Annotated in this window: 19 protein-coding genes; 6 read left to right on the top strand and 13 right to left on the bottom strand. The window is 72.6% G+C overall.

What is annotated here, in order from left to right; genetic code table 11:
* Positions 1–139 precede the first annotated feature (139 nt).
* The 4 genes from ACFVX9_RS04680 to clpS form a co-directional block, all read right to left on the bottom strand.
* On the bottom strand, positions 140–571 hold the full coding sequence (locus ACFVX9_RS04680) for a Mov34/MPN/PAD-1 family protein (protein WP_063349211.1): 432 nt from the start codon (positions 569–571) through the stop codon (positions 140–142).
* 100 nt (positions 572–671) lie between these two features.
* The gene (locus ACFVX9_RS04675; RefSeq protein ID WP_363370278.1) at positions 672–2,114 is read right to left on the bottom strand and encodes an amino acid permease; all 1,443 of its coding nucleotides are present in this window, start codon (positions 2,112–2,114) and stop codon (positions 672–674) included.
* A gap of 187 nt (positions 2,115–2,301) precedes the next feature.
* Positions 2,302–2,874, bottom strand: a complete 573-nt coding sequence (locus ACFVX9_RS04670) for a DUF2017 domain-containing protein (RefSeq protein ID WP_380335166.1) — start codon at positions 2,872–2,874, stop codon at positions 2,302–2,304.
* A 102-nt stretch (positions 2,875–2,976) separates the two neighbouring features.
* Positions 2,977–3,270 (bottom strand): ATP-dependent Clp protease adapter ClpS, encoded by a 294-nt coding sequence (gene clpS, locus ACFVX9_RS04665; RefSeq protein ID WP_063351371.1) that lies wholly within the window; start codon positions 3,268–3,270, stop codon positions 2,977–2,979.
* A 141-nt stretch (positions 3,271–3,411) separates the two neighbouring features.
* Here clpS and ACFVX9_RS04660 point away from each other — a divergent pair, with 141 nt between their 5' ends.
* Entirely contained in the window at positions 3,412–4,728 is a 1,317-nt protein-coding gene (locus tag ACFVX9_RS04660; protein ID WP_387980379.1) for a nicotinate phosphoribosyltransferase, read from the top strand.
* A 260-nt stretch (positions 4,729–4,988) separates the two neighbouring features.
* Positions 4,989–5,579 carry an isochorismatase family protein gene (locus ACFVX9_RS04655; RefSeq protein WP_380479605.1) on the top strand — a complete coding sequence of 197 codons (591 nt, stop codon included), beginning with the start codon at positions 4,989–4,991 and terminating at the stop codon, positions 5,577–5,579.
* 58 nt (positions 5,580–5,637) lie between these two features.
* On the opposite strand, the gene ACFVX9_RS04650 is transcribed toward ACFVX9_RS04655, so the two are convergent.
* The gene (locus tag ACFVX9_RS04650; RefSeq protein ID WP_387980377.1) at positions 5,638–6,645 is read right to left on the bottom strand and encodes a hypothetical protein; all 1,008 of its coding nucleotides are present in this window, start codon (positions 6,643–6,645) and stop codon (positions 5,638–5,640) included.
* Between the two features lie 256 nt (positions 6,646–6,901).
* On the opposite strand from ACFVX9_RS04650, the gene ACFVX9_RS04645 reads away from it, so the two are divergent.
* Positions 6,902–7,468 carry a hypothetical protein gene (locus tag ACFVX9_RS04645; protein WP_387980375.1) on the top strand — a complete coding sequence of 189 codons (567 nt, stop codon included), beginning with the start codon at positions 6,902–6,904 and terminating at the stop codon, positions 7,466–7,468.
* Between the two features lie 699 nt (positions 7,469–8,167).
* A complete protein-coding gene (locus ACFVX9_RS04640; RefSeq protein ID WP_063349204.1) occupies positions 8,168–8,608 on the top strand; it encodes a hypothetical protein in 441 nt (146 codons plus the stop codon).
* Positions 8,609–8,614: 6 nt separating this feature from the next.
* Here ACFVX9_RS04640 and ACFVX9_RS04635 read toward each other — a convergent pair whose 3' ends face one another.
* From ACFVX9_RS04635 to ACFVX9_RS04615, 5 genes are all read right to left on the bottom strand, one after another.
* On the bottom strand, positions 8,615–9,151 hold the full coding sequence (locus ACFVX9_RS04635; RefSeq protein ID WP_380557442.1) for a DinB family protein: 537 nt from the start codon (positions 9,149–9,151) through the stop codon (positions 8,615–8,617).
* 117 nt (positions 9,152–9,268) lie between these two features.
* On the bottom strand, positions 9,269–10,489 hold the full coding sequence (locus ACFVX9_RS04630; RefSeq protein WP_380479600.1) for a S8 family serine peptidase: 1,221 nt from the start codon (positions 10,487–10,489) through the stop codon (positions 9,269–9,271).
* A gap of 86 nt (positions 10,490–10,575) precedes the next feature.
* The gene (locus ACFVX9_RS04625) at positions 10,576–11,970 is read right to left on the bottom strand and encodes a WXG100 family type VII secretion target (protein WP_380479598.1); all 1,395 of its coding nucleotides are present in this window, start codon (positions 11,968–11,970) and stop codon (positions 10,576–10,578) included.
* A 44-nt stretch (positions 11,971–12,014) separates the two neighbouring features.
* Positions 12,015–12,440, bottom strand: coding sequence for a hypothetical protein (locus tag ACFVX9_RS04620; RefSeq protein WP_380479596.1), 426 nt, complete (start codon positions 12,438–12,440; stop codon positions 12,015–12,017).
* A 97-nt stretch (positions 12,441–12,537) separates the two neighbouring features.
* On the bottom strand, positions 12,538–13,281 hold the full coding sequence (locus ACFVX9_RS04615) for an endonuclease V (RefSeq protein WP_380425617.1): 744 nt from the start codon (positions 13,279–13,281) through the stop codon (positions 12,538–12,540).
* A gap of 202 nt (positions 13,282–13,483) precedes the next feature.
* On the opposite strand from ACFVX9_RS04615, the gene ACFVX9_RS04610 reads away from it, so the two are divergent.
* Positions 13,484–13,726, top strand: a complete 243-nt coding sequence (locus tag ACFVX9_RS04610) for a hypothetical protein (protein WP_380479594.1) — start codon at positions 13,484–13,486, stop codon at positions 13,724–13,726.
* 49 nt (positions 13,727–13,775) lie between these two features.
* Here ACFVX9_RS04610 and ACFVX9_RS04605 read toward each other — a convergent pair whose 3' ends face one another.
* On the bottom strand, positions 13,776–14,531 hold the full coding sequence (locus tag ACFVX9_RS04605) for an RDD family protein (protein WP_380479592.1): 756 nt from the start codon (positions 14,529–14,531) through the stop codon (positions 13,776–13,778).
* A gap of 128 nt (positions 14,532–14,659) precedes the next feature.
* Positions 14,660–16,276, bottom strand: coding sequence for an RDD family protein (locus ACFVX9_RS04600; protein ID WP_380479590.1), 1,617 nt, complete (start codon positions 16,274–16,276; stop codon positions 14,660–14,662).
* Positions 16,277–16,674: 398 nt separating this feature from the next.
* On the opposite strand from ACFVX9_RS04600, the gene ACFVX9_RS04595 reads away from it, so the two are divergent.
* On the top strand, positions 16,675–17,091 hold the full coding sequence (locus ACFVX9_RS04595) for an SsgA family sporulation/cell division regulator (protein WP_063349195.1): 417 nt from the start codon (positions 16,675–16,677) through the stop codon (positions 17,089–17,091).
* 89 nt (positions 17,092–17,180) lie between these two features.
* Here the strand turns inward: ACFVX9_RS04595 and ACFVX9_RS04590 are convergent, their stop codons facing one another.
* Positions 17,181–18,581: a glycosyltransferase 87 family protein gene (locus ACFVX9_RS04590; RefSeq protein ID WP_363620096.1), complete on the bottom strand. Its 1,401-nt coding sequence runs from the start codon at positions 18,579–18,581 to the stop codon at positions 17,181–17,183.
* Positions 18,582–18,643 lie beyond the last annotated feature (62 nt).

The raw sequence follows: 18,643 nt of genomic DNA, 5'->3' as shown, positions 1-18,643 counted from the left end.
CACCCGCCTGTTGGTCCCCCGTGTCCACCTCCCCTACCCTTCACCTCCCCCCCCCCACCCCCACCTCCCATTCCCCCCGCTCTCCCTCCCCTCCCCCCTCCCCCCTTCCCCCCCCCCCCCGCGCCCAGGTGGGTGCTGGTCAGGCCGGGTGGGCCTCGACGACCTGGACGTCTTCCTCTGTGATCTCGCCGTCCACGATGCGGAACGAGCGGAACTGGAACGGGTCGTCCTCGCCGTTGCCGTCGGCGGTGGAGACCAGGACGTAGTGGGCGAACGGCTCGGAGGCGTAGCTCACGTCGGTGCGCGAGGGGTAGGCCTCGGTGGCGGTGTGCGAGTGGTAGACGATCACCGGCTCCTCGTCGCGGTCGTCCATCTCGCGGTAGAGCTTGAGCAGGTCGCCCGAGTCGAACTCGTAGAAGGTGGGCGAGCGGGCCGCGTTGAGCATCGGGATGAACCGTTCGGGCCGTCCGCTGCCGGCCGGTCCGGCGACCACGCCGCAGGCCTCGTCCGGGTGGTCGGCGCGGGCGTGGGCCACGATCCGGTCGCGGAGTTCTCGGGTGATGGTCAGCATGCGGTCAGGATAGCCACGCCCCGGCGGGTGTCCGCCGGGGCGTCCGGAGCGCGGTCACCGGGTGTCCGCCACCTGGGCGTGGCGGCCCGGCGCCGACGGTTCAGCCGCCGTTGCGCACGTGCAGGTGGTCGTGGGCGACGCCGTGGGCGGCCCTCGGGTTGCGGCGCTTGAGCACCTGGTAGCCGATCACCAGCAGGACGGCCCAGCCCGGGAAGACGTACAGCGAGATCCGGTTGACCGAGTCGAACGCGATCAGCACCACGACCAGGGCGAGGAAGGCGAGCGCGGTCCAGCTGGTCCAGGCGCCGCCGGGCGCCTTGAAGGTGGGCGGCGGCAGGTGGCCGGCCCGCCAGGCCTTGCGGTAGCGGATCTGGCAGATCAGGATCATCGCCCAGGTCCACAGGCCGCAGACGGTGGCGACGGAGGTGATGTACTCGAACGCCTTGGCCGGGACGAGGTAGTTGAGCACCACGCCGACGCCCATCAGCAGGCAGGAGAGGGTGATCGCGAAGGCCGGGGTGCGGTGGGAGTTGAGCTTGGTGAGCTGCCCGGGGGCCTGGCCGCGCAGGGCGAGGTCGCGCAGCATGCGGCCGGTGGAGTACATGCCGGAGTTGCAGGAGGAGAGCGCGGCGGTGAGCACCACGAAGTTGATGATGCCGGCCGCGGCCGGGATGCCGATCTTGCCGAAGGCGGCCACGAACGGGCTGACGCCGGGCTGGAACTCGGTCCACGGCACGAGCGAGAGGATGATCACCAGCGCGCCGATGTAGAACAGCATGATGCGCCAGGGCAGGGTGTTGATGGCGCGCGGCAGGGTCTTCTCGGGGTTCTCGCTCTCCCCGGCGGTGACGCCGACGAGTTCGACGCCCAGGTAGGCGAACATGACGATCTGCAGCGTCATCACGGTGGCGCCGATGCCCTTGGGGAAGAAGCCGCCGTCCTGCCACAGGTGGGTGATCGACGCGGTGTCACCGGCCTTGCTGAAGCCGAGGGTGAGCACCCCGATGCCGATCAGGATCATGCCGATGATGGCGGTGACCTTGACCATCGAGAACCAGAACTCGATCTCGCCGAACAGCTTCACCGAGATCAGGTTGGCCGCGTAGAGGATCACCAGGAAGGTCAGCGCACTGGCCCACTGCGGGATGTCGGGCGCCCAGAACCTCACGTACACGGCGGCGGCGGTGGTCTCCGCCATGCCGGTGACCACCCAGAACAGCCAGTACGTCCAGCCGGTCACGTAGCCGGCGAAGGGGCCGAGGAACTCGCGTGCGTACTCGGCGAAGCTGCCGGAGACCGGGCGGTAGGTGAGGAGTTCGCCGAGGGCGCGCATGATCACGAAGATCGCCACGCCGGCGACGGCGTAGGAGAGGATCAGGCTCGGGCCGGACCGGGAGATCGCGGTTCCCGCGCCGAGGAAGAGGCCGGTGCCGATGGCGCCGCCGATCGCGATCATCTGGATCTGGCGGCTTCCCAGCCCCCGGTGATAGCCCTCCTCGTCCGGTTTCGCGTCGACCACGTCGTCGTAGAGCTGCTCGGCCATGGTGCACCGTCCTGGGTGGGTCTCGTGGGGTGGAGAAGTCGTACCACGCAGGGTTCGGATAGCGGTGTTCATCTGAGCGTTATTTGAGCATGACCTGCTAGGGTTTGCCCGATTTAAAGAGAAATGCCCCGGCCATCCGTCCACATATTGGACGAATCGACCGGGGCCTGCCCGGAAGCGGGCAGGATCAGTCCGCGATCGCCTCCAGGAGCGTCTCCTGGAGCGCCCCCAGCCAGACGTACGCCATCACCAGCGGCTTGCGGTCGTCCTCGTCCGGCAGCTCGTAGAGCTCCTCGTCGTCCTCGCTGACCTCCAGCTGGACGCCCAGGGTCAGCCGCAGGTCGTTGAGCGCGCCCAGCCAGCGCAGGCCGTCCGCGGGGTCCAGCTTGACCACCCCGCCCTCGCCGCCGAGCCGGTCGAGCATCCGGACGACGTGCAGGGCGTCCTCACGCTTGCGGGTCCGCAGATCCACCTCGGTGTAGCGGCGGAACTCGCCCGAGGCGGCCCGGCTCTCCTGGTCCTCCGGCCCGGCAGGGTCGCCGTAGGCGTCCGGGAAGAGCCGGGCGAGCATCGGGTTGGCCGGCGCCTCGGTCGGGCCCTCGGCGAACAGCGCGGCCAGCGGATCGCCGCCGTCCCCGCCCGGGCCGGGCCCGATCAGCTGCAGGATCCCCACCTCCAGGGAGCGCAGGATGGAGGCCTCCAGCTCGTCCAGCGCGATCGTCGCGCTCCCGCCGCCGGCACTCTCGAACAACCCAGCCATGTCTATCGGTCAGCCCGTCTTCGTCGTCTCGGGTGGGGTACCGGCTCCGCGGCCGCGGCAACTCGCGCCGCGGCCGCCGCGCTGCGGTCGGTCGTGCTGCGGTCAGTCGTGCTGCAGCGTCGCCCAGAGGCCGTAGCCGTGCATCGCCTGGACGTCGCGTTCCATCTCCTCGCGGGAGCCGCTGGAGACCACCGTCCGGCCCTTGGTGTGCACCTCCATCATCAGCTTCCTGGCCTTGTCCTTCGGGTAGCCGAAGTAGGCCTGGAAGACGTACTGGACGTAGCTCATCAGGTTCACCGGGTCGTTGTGCACGATGGTCACCCAGGGCGTGTCCGGCTCCACCACCGGCAGTCCTTCGACCTCCGGGCGCTCGATCTCCACGGGCGCGACACTCACCGCCGGGTCCTCCTCGCTGCGCGGTCCGTCCACGCCTCTTCAGCCCCATGCTGCCATCCGGGGGACCCCCGGGCGATTCCGGCCCGGCTCGCAGCACGAGAAATCGTCACTCTGACGCTAAGTGGTAGTAGCATCATCCGCATGGACGCCACTTCAGTGCGCGCGGCCGGTTCGACCGCGCTCCTCACCGACCGCTACGAGCTCACCATGCTGCAGGCCGCCCTGCGCAGCGGGGCCGCGCACCGCCGCTCCGTGTTCGAGGTGTTCACCCGCCGCCTGCCCAGCGGCCGCCGCTACGGCGTCATGGCCGGCACCGGCCGGGTGCTCGACGCCATCGAGGACTTCCGCTTCGCCACCCCGCAGCTCGACTGGCTGGCCGGCCAGGGCGTGGTCGACGACGACACCCTGCGCTACCTCGCCGACTACCGCTTCGCCGGCGACATCCACGGCTACCCCGAGGGCGAGGTCTACTTCCCCGGCTCGCCGCTGCTCACCGTCGAGGGCAGCTTCGCCGAGGCCGTGATCCTGGAGACGGTGATCCTCTCGATCCTCAACCACGACTCCGCGATCGCGGCCGCCGCCTCCCGGATGACCGCCTCCGCCGGCGGCCGCCCGGTGATCGAGATGGGCGCCCGGCGCGCCCACGAGCAGGCCGCCGTCGCCGCCGCCCGGGCCGCGTACGTGGCCGGCTTCGCCGCCACCTCCGACCTGGAGGCCGGCTTCACCCACGGCATCCCGACCACCGGCACCGCCGCCCACGCCTTCACCCTCGTCCACGACAGCGAGCGGGACGCCTTCCGCGCGCAGATCGCCTCCATGGGCAAGGGCACCACGCTGCTGGTCGACACCTTCGACCTGCGCGAGGCCGTCCGCACCGCCGTCGAGGTGGCCGGCCCCGAACTGGGCGCCGTCCGGATCGACTCCGGCGACCTCACCCTGCTGGCCCACCGGGTCCGCCGCCAGCTGGACGACCTCGGCGCCACGAAGACCCGGATCATCGTCACCTCCGACCTCGACGAGTACGCCATCGCCGCACTCGCCGCCGCCCCGGTGGACGGCTACGGCGTCGGCACCAGCCTGGTCACCGGCAGCGGCCACCCGACCTGCGCGATGGTCTACAAGCTGGTCGCCCGCGCCGAGAGCGCGGACGGACCGCTGGTGCCGGTGGCCAAGCGCGCGGCCGGCGGCAAGACCAGCATCGGCGGCCGCAAGTGGGCCGCCCGCCGGCCCGACGCCGACGGCGTCGCCGAGGCCGAGGTGGTCGGCACCGGAGCGGTCCCCGCCGACCTGGAGCCGCACCTGATGCAGGTGCCGCTGGTGCGGGCCGGCCAGGCCGTCGGCCGCGAACCGCTCACCGCCGCGCGCGAACGGCACATCCGGGCCCGGGCCGCACTGCCGCTGTCGGCCACCCAGCTCTCCAAGGGCGACCCGGTCCTGCCGACCGAACTCGTGCTCTGACCCCGCCCCGGCCGACCGGCGCGGACCGGGAGCCGGCCCGGGGCCGTCCGGCGGTCCGGCGGTTCGGCGGTCCGCGCCGGGCGCCGGCCCGGGGTCCGCCCCAGGCCTTCCGCCCCCGCACGCCACTCCCTAGAGTCAACCGTAGAGTTCCCCCGGAGCTCCCCGAGAACCCCCGAGCCCCGCCGCGGGCCGAGTACTCCCGAGGGCTCCCCCCACCGGCGCGCCACCACGGCCGCCCCCCACATCCGAGGATGCGAGCCATGCACCGGGCACTGATCGTCGTCGACGTGCAGAACGACTTCTGCGAGGGCGGCAGCCTGGCCGTCGCCGGCGGCGCCGAGGTGGCCGCCGCCATCACCGACCTGATCGCCGAGTCCTCCCCCGGCTACCAGCACATCCTCGCCACCCGCGACCACCACATCGACCCGGGCGACCACTTCTCCACCGAGCCCGACTACGTCACCAGCTGGCCGGTGCACTGCGTGGCCGGCACCGAAGGCGTGGGCTTCCACCCCAACTTCGCCCCCTCCGTCATCTCCGGCGCGGTCGAGGCGGTCTTCGACAAGGGCGCCTACTCGGCGGCGTACAGCGGCTTCGAGGGGCTGGACGAGAACAACCGCGGCCTGGTGGAGTGGCTGCTCGAACGGCAGGTCGACGAGATCGACGTGGTCGGCATCGCCACCGACCACTGCGTCCGGGCCACCGCCCTGGACGCCGCCCGGGCCGGCTTCACCACCCGCGTCCTGCTCGACCTCACTGCCGGGGTCGCGCCGGCGACCACCGCCGCCGCGCTCGCCGAACTGCGGGCCGCCGGGGTCGAGTTGGTCGGCGCCCCGGTGGTTCGGGGGTAGCTCCGACTCCGGTTCGGGGGTAGCCACGGCTCCGGGTGCGGATGGATCCGATCCGGAGCTAACCGACCATCAACTCCACCACGTCCGAACCGCCCACCCGATGGGCCTCGCGCAGTTCGGCGCCGACCGCGTCCCGGTCGGCCGCGAGCCGGGCGCCGGAGACGTACACCACCCGGATCCCCAGGTATTCCATCCGGTGCTGGCCGCCGCGCACCCAGGCAGCCTCGCCCTCGCTGACGCAGCGCAGGTCCGAGTCCACCTCCACGGCAACGCCCTGCTCCGGCCAGTAGAGGTCCGGGACGGCGATGTACGTGCCGCCGCGCATCCGCAGCTCGGGGCCGACCAGCGGTACGGGCAGCAGGCACTCGTCCACCAGTTCGCCGACCCGGTCCAGGACGAAGTCCCGCTCACCGGCGAGCAGTTCGTCCAGCGCGGCGCGCACCCGGGGCTCGCCGGTCAGCCCGGACTCGGTCAGCTCGGACTCCAATTCCCTTACGGTGCACGGGCCGTCGGGCCTGGAGACGGCCTCGCGCAGCACCTCCCGCACCGGCATCGGGGCGCCACCCTCCTCCACGGTCCACTCGCACAGCGCGTCCGCGACCGCCCGGGCGACCGGCGCGCAGGCCAGGCCGTGCACCGAGCGGGCCACCAACTCCCGTTCGGTACGCAGGATCCGCACCTCCCCGGCGTCCTTCAGCCGGCGCTGGCGGGGCACCAGGACGTCCACCCCGATCACCGCCGGCAGCCGGGGCACCGCGGCGAAGCCGTACAGCGCGAGCGCGGCCGCACCGGTGATCACCGCGCCCTCGCGACGACCCTCCTCGCGACCGTTCTGCGCCGCGTACAGCAGGGCGGCCCACATCCGCTGCTCCGGGGTCGGCCCGTCGGACTGCAGCAGGTACACCCGGGGCAGCAGCCGCCGCCAGGGCCCGCCACTACGGCAGTGCTCGGTGATGACCCGGGCCGGCACGCCCCGGGCGCGCAACTGGCTCGCGGTGACGACGTTCTGTTGACGCTTCGCCAGCTCCTCCAGGGACGGCGGCGGCGTGGGAATCCGGTAGCTCATGCGGACACCATCCCCAACCGCTCCGACCCGCCACCGGCCACCTGACGCACTGTTACCCAACCGTCGCGAAACCGGGATCAGCTCGCACTAAAGTCCCCATACCCTCACTCAATCGGAGTAATTGACGGTCGTCAGGTTGTCATATCTGATCGAAAACGATCGCCCACCAGGCCGCCTGACCCAGAGTGACCAAAGGCATACGCCGGGAGACCCTCCAGGCGTCAAACCCGCCCCGGGAATTGCCTAGGCTTGCGTCATGTCACGTGACGAGACCGCCGGCCTCCGCGCGGCCCAGCTCCGCCTTGGCCGTCTGCCCGGATACGTCCGCCGCCCGGACCCGGCCCGCCGCAGCGGCGAACAGGGCCATACGTACAAGAAGGGCTGGGAGGTCCGCTTCACCGCCCGCAGCGAGGCCGAGATAGCCGAGATCCGCGACCTCGTGGTCGCCGCCGGGTTCGCCCCGGCCAGACCCTTCTTCAAAGGCCACCAGCTCATCCAACCGGTCTACGGCATGGCCGCCGTCCAGGCCTACCTGGCCGCGAGACAGGCGGCCGAGGAACACGCCGCCCGCACCGCACTCGGCCGCCGCCGACGAACCGCCGGCGGACACCCCGCCACCACCGGACACCCCGCCACCACCGGGCACCCCGCCGGGCACCCCACCGGCGCCGCACACCGGTGCGAACGCGAGGAAGCCGCCGCCGGAGCCGCTGCGGCCCAACTCGCCCGGCGGCGGGCCATCGAATCCTTCCCCGCCCAGGTCGAACGGAGCAGCGCCGTCGACGACCGCCTCTCCCCGACGGAGGCCCGACCGCAGCCCTGACCGCAGACCACCCCGCCCGCGCCTCGGCCCCCAGGCCGCCGAGGCGTGGCCGACGTACACGGTGGCGGCCAGCAGGCGCGGGACCACCCGGATCAACGCCTGCTCCGCCCCCTCGGCCACCCGGTGCGCCGCCGCCACGGCGAGCGCACCGTCCACCCACCACCCCTGCCGCCACGCCCCCGCCACACCCGCCTCGGCGCGCAGCGCACCCACCGCCCGCATCCACCGCCCGCATCCACCGCCCGCACCCGGGCTGCGCGCCCCCGGCGGAGGCATGCACGGCGGTGCCCATCCGGCCCGTCGCGCCACGCCGGTACGGGCGCGACCGAAGGTGTGGTTGCGCGGATGGTTGTGCGGCCGCAGCTTCGCGCCGTGGGCGTGGACGCCAGCCTCCATAAGCCCTACGGTGGCACATCAACCGTGTTGCAACCACGGCCCTTCTGCACCCCCTGACCAGCCGCGACGCGCTCGCAACTACACCCCCCGCACCACTGCGCCACCCTCCCCCACCGATCCTCCGCCCGGCCGCCCCACCACCGCTGCACCACCGCGCCCCACCGGTCGACACCGGAACCGGCCGAGCGGCGGCGGGTTCCGGGCATTCAATCCGATTGGTAACCCAGCGCACCGAGGGCATATCGTAGAGTGAGCGCAGATGATCGACCGTCAGCTATCCATCTCCCTTTCCGAGAAGTCGAGATGACCAACCGTCACGCGAGTTCCGCCGAGCCGCCCCCGAGGCCCGGTGAACCGGAGGACGTACCACTGGAGTTCGCCGCCTTCTGCGAACTCCACCGCCCCCGGTACCTCAGCTACGCCCGGGTGTGGCTGACCGAGCACAGCAGCGCGGCCACCGCCGTCCAACAGGCGTTCGCCGAAATCGCCGTCCAATGGCGCGAGTTGCTGGGCAGCTCCAACCCCACCGCGAACGCCTGGCAGATCCTGCGCAGCACCGTCGCCGACCACACCCGGCACGTGCCCGCCGCACCGGACCGCCACCCCGCCGACGACGACCTGGCGATCCTGCACTACGTCGTCGGCCTCGCCGCCCCCGAGATCGCCGACGTCATCGGCACCGACACCGCCAGCGTCGCCGGCCGACTCCGGCGCACCATGCTGTGGGAGGCCTCCGGCTGGTGAGCCCCCTCAGACCCGCTCGCCCGTCACGTCGAACAGGTGATGCACCGGGTCGTGGATCAGATAACGGGCGAACGACTCCACCGTGAACCGCGCCCCGTCACTACGGCCCCCGGTCCGCCCCCACTGCTCGCCCGCCACCCGCCCGAACGCCGCCGCCAGCACCTCCGCGGCCGCCGCCAACTCCCCGGCCACCACCGCCGGCACCTGCTCCCCGTACCGCTCGGCGACCGCCGTCTCATCCTGGTCCCAGTTCGGGAACAGCGGGGCTTCCTCGGCCAACATCAGGTCCAACCGGACCCGGAACAGCCGGAACACGTCCCGGACATGGCACGCGTACTCCAGCCCCGACCACACCCCCGGCCGCGGCCGCCGACGCAAACCCTCCTCGGCCCCGGCCAACAGCGCCACCCAGGCCTCCGCATTGGCCCGAACCATCCCCGCGACGTCCTCCCGCACCACCGCCGCAACATCCAGCCCACAATCCGGACACGGGCGTTCCAACACCCACGTCCAGTCCTTGCCGTCCGGAACGACCACACCCACCGGATCCACACCCCGCTCAGAAGCACTCATGGCCCCAGCATGGCCACCCCACCACCCACCCCACCAGCGGCAAGGACGCCAACCGCCACCAAAATGCTGCCACCCCGCCCGCCGCCCTCAGCCGCCCGCACCCCTGCGCCGCCGCACCCGCACCACCCACACCACGACCGCCACCACCCCGCCGACCAGCACCCCCCACAACGCCACCCCCACCGCAACCCCGACCCCGAACCAGCCGCCCCCGCCGGCCCCACCGGCCCCCGCCGCGGGCACCACGGCCTCGCCACCCGGCTCCTCCGTCACCCCACCCCCCGCAGCCCCCTGCGACTCCCCCCGCCCCACCAACGGATTCACCCGAGACCCGCCGTCCACCACCGGATCAGCCTCCAACGCCTTCGCCGGCGCCAGCACCCCGAAGCCGTACCTGCTCCCCGGCACCGCCGACCCGTCCCGCGGCGGCGTGGCAGTCCTGATCATCCGATTGATCACCTGCCCCGCCGAAAGCTCCGGATACTTCGCCCGGATCAACGCGGCGGTGGCGGAGACGTAGGCGGTGGCATCGGAGGTGCCGTTGCCCACGCCGTAGCCGGCAGAGGTCTTCGCACTGGCCCGGTAGATCTCCGCCCCGGGGGCGACCAGTGTGGTCTCCGGTCCGTAGCTCGACTTCTCCCACAGTCGCCCCTGCCGGTCCACCGCGCCGACCGCCACCACTCCGGGGAAGGCCGCCGGGTACTGGACACCGCTCAGGCTGTCGCCGTTGTTCCCGGTGGCGGCAACCAGCACGACGTCCTTGGAGACCGCGTAGTTGACGGCTTCACGTGCCGGGGAGTCGAACCTCGACGTCCCCCCTACCGACATGTTGACGACCTTCGCACCGTGATCCACAGCAAAGCGGATCGCCTCGGCGAGGCCGTTCTGCTGGAGATCCCGATTCTCGCCGTCGGTCCGTACCTTCACCGGCAGGATCTTCGCCTTCGGCGCCAAGCCCATGATCCCCGCCTGCGCACCGTGCCCGTGCCCTGCGATCAGGCTCGCCATCCCGGTGCCATGGCCGTCGCCGTCGGTACGGCCGTCCGTGTTCGTACCGGAGAAGTCACCCCCCGCAAGCACCTGTCCGGTGAGGTCCTGATGGTCCTGGTTGACCCCACTGTCGACCACACCGACGATCACCCCCTCGCCCTGGTTGACAGTCCAGACTTTCGTCTCGGCCTCGAAGGTCTTCAGAGCCCACTGCTCGTCTCTGATCTGATCCGCCGATGCCGTTGGTGCCGCGACACTCCAGATCAATGCCCCGGCGGCAAGGGCCGCTGTACCACGCGCCAACCGACGGCTCGTCAAGCCTGGTCACCCCACTCAGCGAGGCGTCCCGCAGATCACCGATCTGCGGGACGCGATCAGATCACCCATCCGTTTCAGGACCGGGCTCATTCCACCACGTTCGGATTGGCCGGCTTGTCCGCCGCCCAGGTCTCCTCGTCCTCGACGAGGTAGTCGGGCCGCCGCCCCTTCTCCCGGTCCTCCTTGTGCCGTTGCGCGCCGGTGAGCGGCAGGCCAGGGGCCATGCCGCCTGGGCCGCCAGCGCCGGGTTCGCCCCAGGGCCGGTTCCGAGCTCCCAGGCCGGAACCGCCTTCCGTGAACGCCTGCTTGCCGCGCATTCCCTCGACCGGCCCTGCGGCCCCACCGACGATCCCACCAGGTCGTCCTGCAGACCCACCCATCGGCCGGGCACCAGAGCCACCTCGGCCCCCGATGCCCCCGCCCGGTCCGGGGCCGCCCATCGGATACGCGCCGTCCGGGAGTCTCCGACCGCCGAATCCGACCCCGGCCTCGCCGATGCCGGAACCGACAGGTAGACCAGCCGCCGCCGGGCCTGCGGGATTGGAGATCCCCTGCCCGCCGTTGCTTCCCGGGAGGCTGCCCGCAGCGCCACCAGGCGGCACAACACCAGCCCCGGACACCTCAGTTCCCGGGGCGACGGTGGTGACCACGGTCCTGTTGGGGACGACCGCCGGCGTGCCCGCGATGCCCGTGCCCAGGCCGCAGTTCACCGAGCCCAGAGGCTTCGGCGGAGTCTGCGCCGTGCCACCCCTGATCCCCGAATCGGTCGGAACAGACGCACTCCTCGACGTGGAGCGGGCTGGCATCTCCGGTCCGGAGGTCTTCGGACTCTGTGGTAGTGGGCTGGTCGTCACCCGCCCTGATGTTCCCGCGACGCCCATCGAGGTTCCCGACATCATCGCGCTCGCCACCGCCGCCCCGGCCGGATCATCCTGTGGTGTCACATCGCGTGTCTCATCCGACTTCTGCAGCGCCGGCAGGTTCGGCGGCGGCTTCAGGGTAGGGGTGGCGATGCGGTAGTGCATGGCGAGGGTTTGCATGACGGTGGCGGCTTCGGCTTTTCGGCGGTCGGCGACGGGGATGTGTTCGTCGTCGCCGCCGAAGACGGAGGAGACGCCGTCGCCGACGGTGTCCTTGACCTTTTCCCAGGTGCTGGGTTCCTCGGGCATGTCGCGTTTGGCCTTGGCGATGGCCTCGGACATGTTGTGGAGGGTGTTGGCCGCGTCGTTGGCGTAGGAGGCGGCGTTGTTGATGCTGTCGGCGAGGTGGAGCATGCGGGTATGGAAGGCGTCGCTGGTGGCGCCTTCCCAGGTGACGGCGGCTTCGGTGCTGGCGCGGGTGAGGGTGGTGCGGATGGCCTTGAGGGTGTCGGCGGCGTGGCGCCAGGGGTCGCCGGCGGCCATGACTTCGCCGGGGTTGAGGGCCTGGGCCATGGTGCGGAGTTGGGCGTGACTGTAGGTGGTGAAGTCGGTGTAGGCCATGGGGGGTTCGCCTCCGTTCGGGCTCGGCCGGGGGTGGCCGGGGGTCAGGGGGCGGGTGGGGCGACGGTGTGCTCGTAGGCGGCCTTGCTGTCGGCGGAGGGGTTGGCGACGGACCAGCCGTCGTCGCCGAGTTCGAGTTTCTTCGCGGTGTGCTGGTCGTGTTCTTCGTAGGTGGTGGCGGTGAGTTCGGCGTTCTTCTGGGCTTCGTCGACGGCTTGTTGGAGTTGGTTGAGGACGTCGCGCAGGCCGTCGCGCATGGTGTTGTAGCGGTTGTGGATCTCGGTGGCTTCGGCGAAGGTGCCGAAGGCGGTTCTGCCGATGCCGCTGCGCCCGTGGGTGCCGGTGCCGTCGGCGTGGTGCTGGAATTCGGCGAGGAGGAGCCGGACTTGGGCGGCGAAGGCGCGGAGTTGTTCGACCTCGACGCGGTAGCCCTGGCCGGCGCCTCTGGTCGTGCCGGTTCCTGTTGCCACTTCGGCGCCTCCCCCGTGCGTCCGTGGGTCGCTGCCGGGGTTGGGCCCCGGTGTCTCATGTCTAACACACGGGGCCCGAATTCCGCCTGGTACCTGGTCAGTTCGCAGGCGTCCTCGTGTGGAGGGCGTCGGCGAGGGCGCGGCGGCAGAGGGAGTCGGCGTGCCGGGTGGTTTCGGGGAGCCGGTAGTGGGGGGCGAGTTGGAGGGTGGTGCGGACGGCGGTGTCGAGGCTGATGCGGTGGCCGATGGAGACGTAGACGGGTTTGACGCCGGGCCGGGTGCGGAGGGCGCGGCCGACTTCTTCGCCGGTGGCGGGGTCGGTGAGCGGGGTGGTGGAGCCGCGGGGGGTGTCGGGGTCGTGGTGGTGGAAGGTGAACGGGGTTTTGGCGACGCCGAGGGTGCGCAGGCCGGTGAGGACGCCGAGGTGGCTGGCGAGGCCGAGGCGGCGGGGGTGGGCGAGGCCGTAGCCGTCGCAGACGACGGTGTCGGGGGTGTGGGTGAGGGCGGCGAGGGCGTCGAGGACGGCGGGGAGTTCGCGGAAGGCGAGCAGTCCGGGGGTGTAGGGGAAGGGGATGCGGCCGACGGCGGTGGACTGTTCGACGACGGCGAGGGTGTCGTGGTCGAGGAGGACGGCTGCGGCGGCGACGAGGTCGTGTTCGTCGTCGTAGGCGACGTCGACGCCGGCGATGAGCCGCCCGACCCCGCTGCTGGAGCCGGAACCGTCGGAGCCCCCGGAACCGTAGGCGTCGTCGGGGTCGTGGGTCTGGACGAGGGGGCGCAGGCGTTCCTGTTCGGCGAGTGCCTGGGCTTCGGTGGTGGGCCAGTCGGCGGGGATGGGCACGGGTGTTCCCCCGGGTGGGTGGGGCGGGCGCGGTCGGGTTCACCGTACCGAGGGGCGGACGACCCCGGGGTGAGCCTGTGCGCCCCCCGTGCTCCCGGTCCGGCGGGTTAGCCTGGACTTACCGAACTCCCTTGCCGGGCAGCACTTCTGGGACCGGCACGATTCCCGCTCGTTCCCCCCGACGCGCGAAGGACCCCCCGCCATGCCTCGTCCGTCCGCTGCCCAGTACTGCCTCGGTTCGTTCACCGTCGTCGCCGCCACGGTGGCACTGCTGGCCGTTTCGGACGCCTCGGGCGTCCTGGAGGTCGTGGTGCTGGAGGGGTTCGCGCTGGCGCTCGGCACCGTGGTGACGGTGTTGTCGCTCGCCGTGTCCGGCCGGTCGGCGGCGAGGGCGGGAACGACCTCCCCGGCCCCGGCCGGACACGAGTACGCCCGGCAGCGCTAGCAACGCTAGGTCCTGTCCGCCGCCGGGCGTCGCGGCCCCGCCCGGCCGGTCAGTCGGTGGTGACCACCACGGTCTTCGCGGCCTTGTCGTGGATGCACTGCCGGTAGGGCTTGTCGAAGACGCCGAACATCCCGTCGATGATCCACCAGAAGGCGGCGCAGCAGATCACGGCGGGGAGGATGTAGACGGCCGCTCGGGTCCAGGCGGCGCTCTGGGTGGGCTTGTTGCCGTCGATCAGCATGGCGACACGGACGTGCATCGCCTTCTTGCCGAGGGTCTGGCCGTCCCGGCCGAGCATCAGGCCTTCGTAGAGGAGGTAGATGCCGCAGCCGAGCCAGAATGCGCCGACCTCGCCGGAGCGGTTGTTGAAGTCGGCGAAGGGGGCCACCAGGATCACGGCGACGGCCTGGACGAGGAGGTAGTCGATCAGGCGGGCGAGGATGCGCCTGGGCCAGCTGCCGATCGGCGGCATGCCGGGAACGGGCCCGGCGCCGGGGGTTCCGTAGCCGGTGGGGCCGTAGCCGGGCGGGGGCTGGTCGTAGGGGTTCTGGCCGTAGGGATTCTCGCCGGGCGGGCTCTGGCCGCCGGTCGGGCCGCCGTAGGTGCCGCCGTACGCGCCGGGGCCTTCGGGCGGGATACTGGGGGTGCCGTCGGACGGGCCGCCGGTGGGCGGCGGGGCGGGCGACGGGTTCGGGTCCGACGGCCGGTCTTCCGGCGTGCCGCCGCCCGGCTGCGGGGACTGCTTGTCGAAGGAGGGCTGGCCGCCCCCCTCCGGCTGGGAGCCTGAGGGGTCGTGAGTGCTCATCCGTCGAGTAGAACATCACACATTCTCGCGGTTTGGGACATTCTGTCCGTTTTGCCGCCAGGGCCGGATGGTGCCTCCGCGTCAGATGGCGCCTCCGCGCCCGGAGCCGGCCGCCACGCCGGGAGGCCTCAGACGCGGACCACCCGGGTGCGGGCGGCCCGGTCCTGCCAGCCACGCCGGGCCGGGCGGTCGAACACGGGCCAGACCAGGCCGAGGAGCAGCAGCAGGCCGAGCTGCCTGACGGCCCATCGGAGCAGCGAGCGGCCGAGGCTCAGCCTGGTCCGGGCGCCGGGGGCGGCGGCGTCCGCCACCCGGATCCGGGCCAGTCGCTTGCCGAAGGTCTGGCCGGTGCGGGCGGTCGGCAGCACCTCGTAGAGCAGGCTGACGAAGAGCAGGATTCCGAGCAGGACCGCGACCTTGCCCAGCACCACGTCGTCCACCAGCCAGACCTGGACCTGGCGCCGGGTGAGGGAACTGGCCATCCGGGCCTGGTCGAGCTTCTGCTGGAGGTGCTCGGACGCCGAGCGGCCGAGCGGGATTCCGGCGGCGACGGCGACCACGAGGAGTACGACGGTGTCCACGGCGCGCGCGGCCAGCCGACGTCCGAGTCCGGCGGGCGTCGCGGAGGCGGGCACGGTGGGGGCAGGCGTCGTCGGGGCGGGTCGGCGCCGCGCGACGGCCTCCCGGGCCGGGCGCGCGACCGGCAGCGACGCGGCGGGCGTGGCGGGCCGGCCCTGGGCTCGGGCCGGAACCGCTCCGGCGGCGACCGGCGCGGCCGGGGCCGGCACGGCGGGCTCGGACGCGGGCTCGACGGCACGCCCGGCCCCGCGCACAGCCGCCGGAACGGACACCGCGACGGGCGACGCAACTGGCGACGGCGCCTCCCGCACGGCCACCGCCGCCGGGACGGTCGCGGGTGCTCCGGAGACGGCGGCCACTTCCACCCCGACCGAAGCGGCGGCCGGCATGCCGGCCGAAGCCCGGACCGGAACAGCAACCGAAGCGCGGACCTCCCTCACGCGCCCCTCCTCCCCGTCGGGCGCCCCCGAAAGCACCCCCCAGGAGACCCGGTGCGGCTCGCCATCCGCCTCCATCAGCCCCCGCTGCGCCTGCGGAACGACCTGCCAGCCGGGCTCCTCCGCCTCACCCTGGCCCGCCGCACCCCCCACCGCCGAAACCTCGACCACCGAAACCTCGACCACCGAAACCTCGACCACCGGCTCGCCCAGGACCGCTTCGTCGAGGACCACTTCGTCGAAGACCGGCACCTCGACCGCTGCCATCTCCAGTCCAGACACCTCAGGGCTCTCGGACGCCCCCGGCTCCCCGACCGTCCGGAACACCGGCCCGCCGATCACCTCCGCCGCCCGCGACCCGAGGACGAACTTCGCCCCGCCCGTGGTCTGGTCGAGGTACACCGGCCCGGTGTCCCCGCCCCGGCCCCCACCGTGCGCGGCCCCGCCCCAGGACGGCTCCGGGGCCGCCGCCTCCGGAACGGCCGGCTCCGGCAGCACCGGTGGCGGCACCACCCGCGCCGTCCCGGCCGCGCCGGCGGCGGGCCGCCGGGACGCGAACCGGGGCGGCTCCATCACCTCGCCCTCGGCGGGTGCGAGCCGGCTGGTGCCCGGCACCCAGGCCGAGCCGCCCCAGTACCGGACGAAGCCGGGGATGGAGGGGTCGGGGTAGTAGCCCGGCTCGGGTCCGACGGCCGGGTCGCCGGCGTCGGCGAAGGGGCGGTCCGTCATGGGGGTCTTCTCTCCTGGCGGGTCCTGGCGGGGCCGACACGGCACGCCCGCCCGGCGCACCCGCGAGCCGCCCGGCGCGCGTGGGTGGGGGCACCGCTGATAGGCGGACAGTCGCCGGGTAGTCACAAAGGGTAGTGCCTCGTCGTGGCGTCGACGGAAAGTTGGTCAATCACCTGACAGCGGCGGGCCCTCCGAGGTAAGGGCGGCCGAACCGTCCCGGCGTGCGGCGGGTGTCCGCGCGCCGCGGTCCCCACCGGTCACCACCCCTCGCCTCACCCCCCTCGTCGAACTTCCCGAAGAAATCCCGGAAACGTGTGTAAGAGCCGGCGTGGACCGCCCTCTCAAAGGTCACCGGGCCCGGAACCGGGCAGGAATCGAAGGCAGAGAGGAAGACGATCATGGAGCGCCCCACCAGCGTGGTCGAGCACGAACTGGAGCTGAACCTGGTGCTCTCCCCCGAGCACAGCGTCCCCGTCCCGGCCCGGCTGTCCTACGGCAGCCACGACCCGTACGCGGTGCACATCACCTTCCACCTGGACACCGGCTCCCCGGTGACCTGGGTGTTCGCCCGCGAGCTGCTGGTCGAGGGCACCTTCCGGCCGTGCGGCCAGGGCGACGTGCGGATCTGGCCGACCCGCTCGGGCCGGCGCAGCGTGCTCTGCCTGGCGCTGAGCTCCCCGGCCGGGGACGCCCTGCTGGAGGCGCCGCTGCCGGTCGTCGCGGCCTGGCTGGAGCGGGCCCACCGGCTGGTCCCGCCGGGCAGCGAGATGGCCGCGCTGGACATGGACGGATCGCTCGCGGACCTGCTTGCGTGAGCACGCGCACGCCCGCGAACGGGCACAAAGCCTCGGCCGCGCACCCGGCCGGGACCGCGCGACGCGACGGGAGCCGCGCCCCCGCCGGCTCAGCGGGCCGCGGGGGCCTGCTGACGGCCGCGGGTGGCGTCCGGGCCACCGCCGTCGCGCTGTCCGGGCAGTCGGACCAGCGGTGCCCCGGCGGAGCGTCGCCGGGCCCTTATCCGGATGGCGGCGGCGAGCAGGAAGCAGAGCCCGACCCACGGGTAGACCGAGGTCGGCAGCTGGCGCAGCGGCGCCATGTGGAGGACGGCCGGCCCGAGCGGCTTGGCGGCCCACATCGCGAAGGAGAGGAACGCGAGCAGCGTCGCCCAGAAGGCGGCCCGCCAGCGCAGCCGACGGACGCCGGCCGGGCGGGCGTGCTCGACGGAGGCCTCGGTGGCGAGCAGGACGAGCACCGGCACGCACCAGACCCAGTGGTGGGTCCAGCTGATCGGTGAGATCAGCACGGCGGTGACGGCGGCGCAGCAGACGCCCCAGGCCTCGGCCCGGGGCAGCCAGCGGGCGCTGCGGTGGGCCCAGGCGGCGACGGCGAGGCCGGCCACCGCGACGAGGCCGGCCGCGAGGGTGGCGAGGGTGCCGGGGTCGGCGGTGTGCAGCAGCCGGGCGAGGGCGCCGCGCAGCGACTGGTTGTCGACGATCTCGGTCTTGCCGACCCGGGAGGAGTCGTAGAGGTACTTGGTCCAGAAGCCCCAGGTGGCGTCGGGCAGGACGACGGCGCCGATCAGGAAGGTGCCGAGGAAGGTGAGGCCGGCCACGAAGGCGGCCCGGACCCGGCCGGTGATCAGCAGGTAGACGGCGAAGAGGCCGGGGGTGAGCTTGAGGCCGGCGGCGATGCCGATCGCCATGCCCTTGCTGCGGCGGGCGTCCGAACGGGTGAGGTCCCAGAGGATCAGGCAGGCGAGCGCGAGGTTGATCTGGCCGTACCGGAGCGTGGTGAAGACGGGTTCGAGCCAGACGCCGAGGCCGGTCACCAGGATGACGCCGATCGGCCGCAGTTCGCGGCGCGGCCAGCCGACCAGCTTGAAGGACAGGTGGGTCAGCAGGGCGAGCAGCCCGAGGTTGCCGAGAGTGATCGCCACTCGGAGGAACGGGACCGGGAACCAGGTGGTGGGCACGAACAGCATGGCCGCGAACGGGGGGTAGGTCGCGGGCAGGTTCCACTCGGTGACGCGCAGTGCGTACAGGTCGGTGCCGTTGGCCACGGCGGCGCCCTCGGCCCGGTAGACGATCATGTCGACCATCGAGGTGTTGACGAAGTGGCGGACCACCGCGTACACGACCAGGGACAGGAGCGCCAGGGCCGAGGCGGCCAGCAGCGGTCGGCGGGGGGCCTCGCGCAGCGCGCGGACGGGGGCGCCGAGCGCGGTCCGCAGCCGGTCCGACAGGGGGGCGGGCGCGGGGTCGGGTGCGGTCCGCACCGGGCTGCGCTCGTCTTGCACCGCTGTCACCAGTCCACTCCGTCCACCACTCGACCAATCGCCGACGATACCGGATGCGGGCCGACCGGGCC

The sequence above is a fragment of the Kitasatospora sp. NPDC058243 genome, from assembly GCF_042882025.1.
GTDB lineage: Bacteria > Actinomycetota > Actinomycetes > Streptomycetales > Streptomycetaceae > Kitasatospora.
This window is presented reverse-complemented; position numbering and strand designations above follow the sequence as displayed.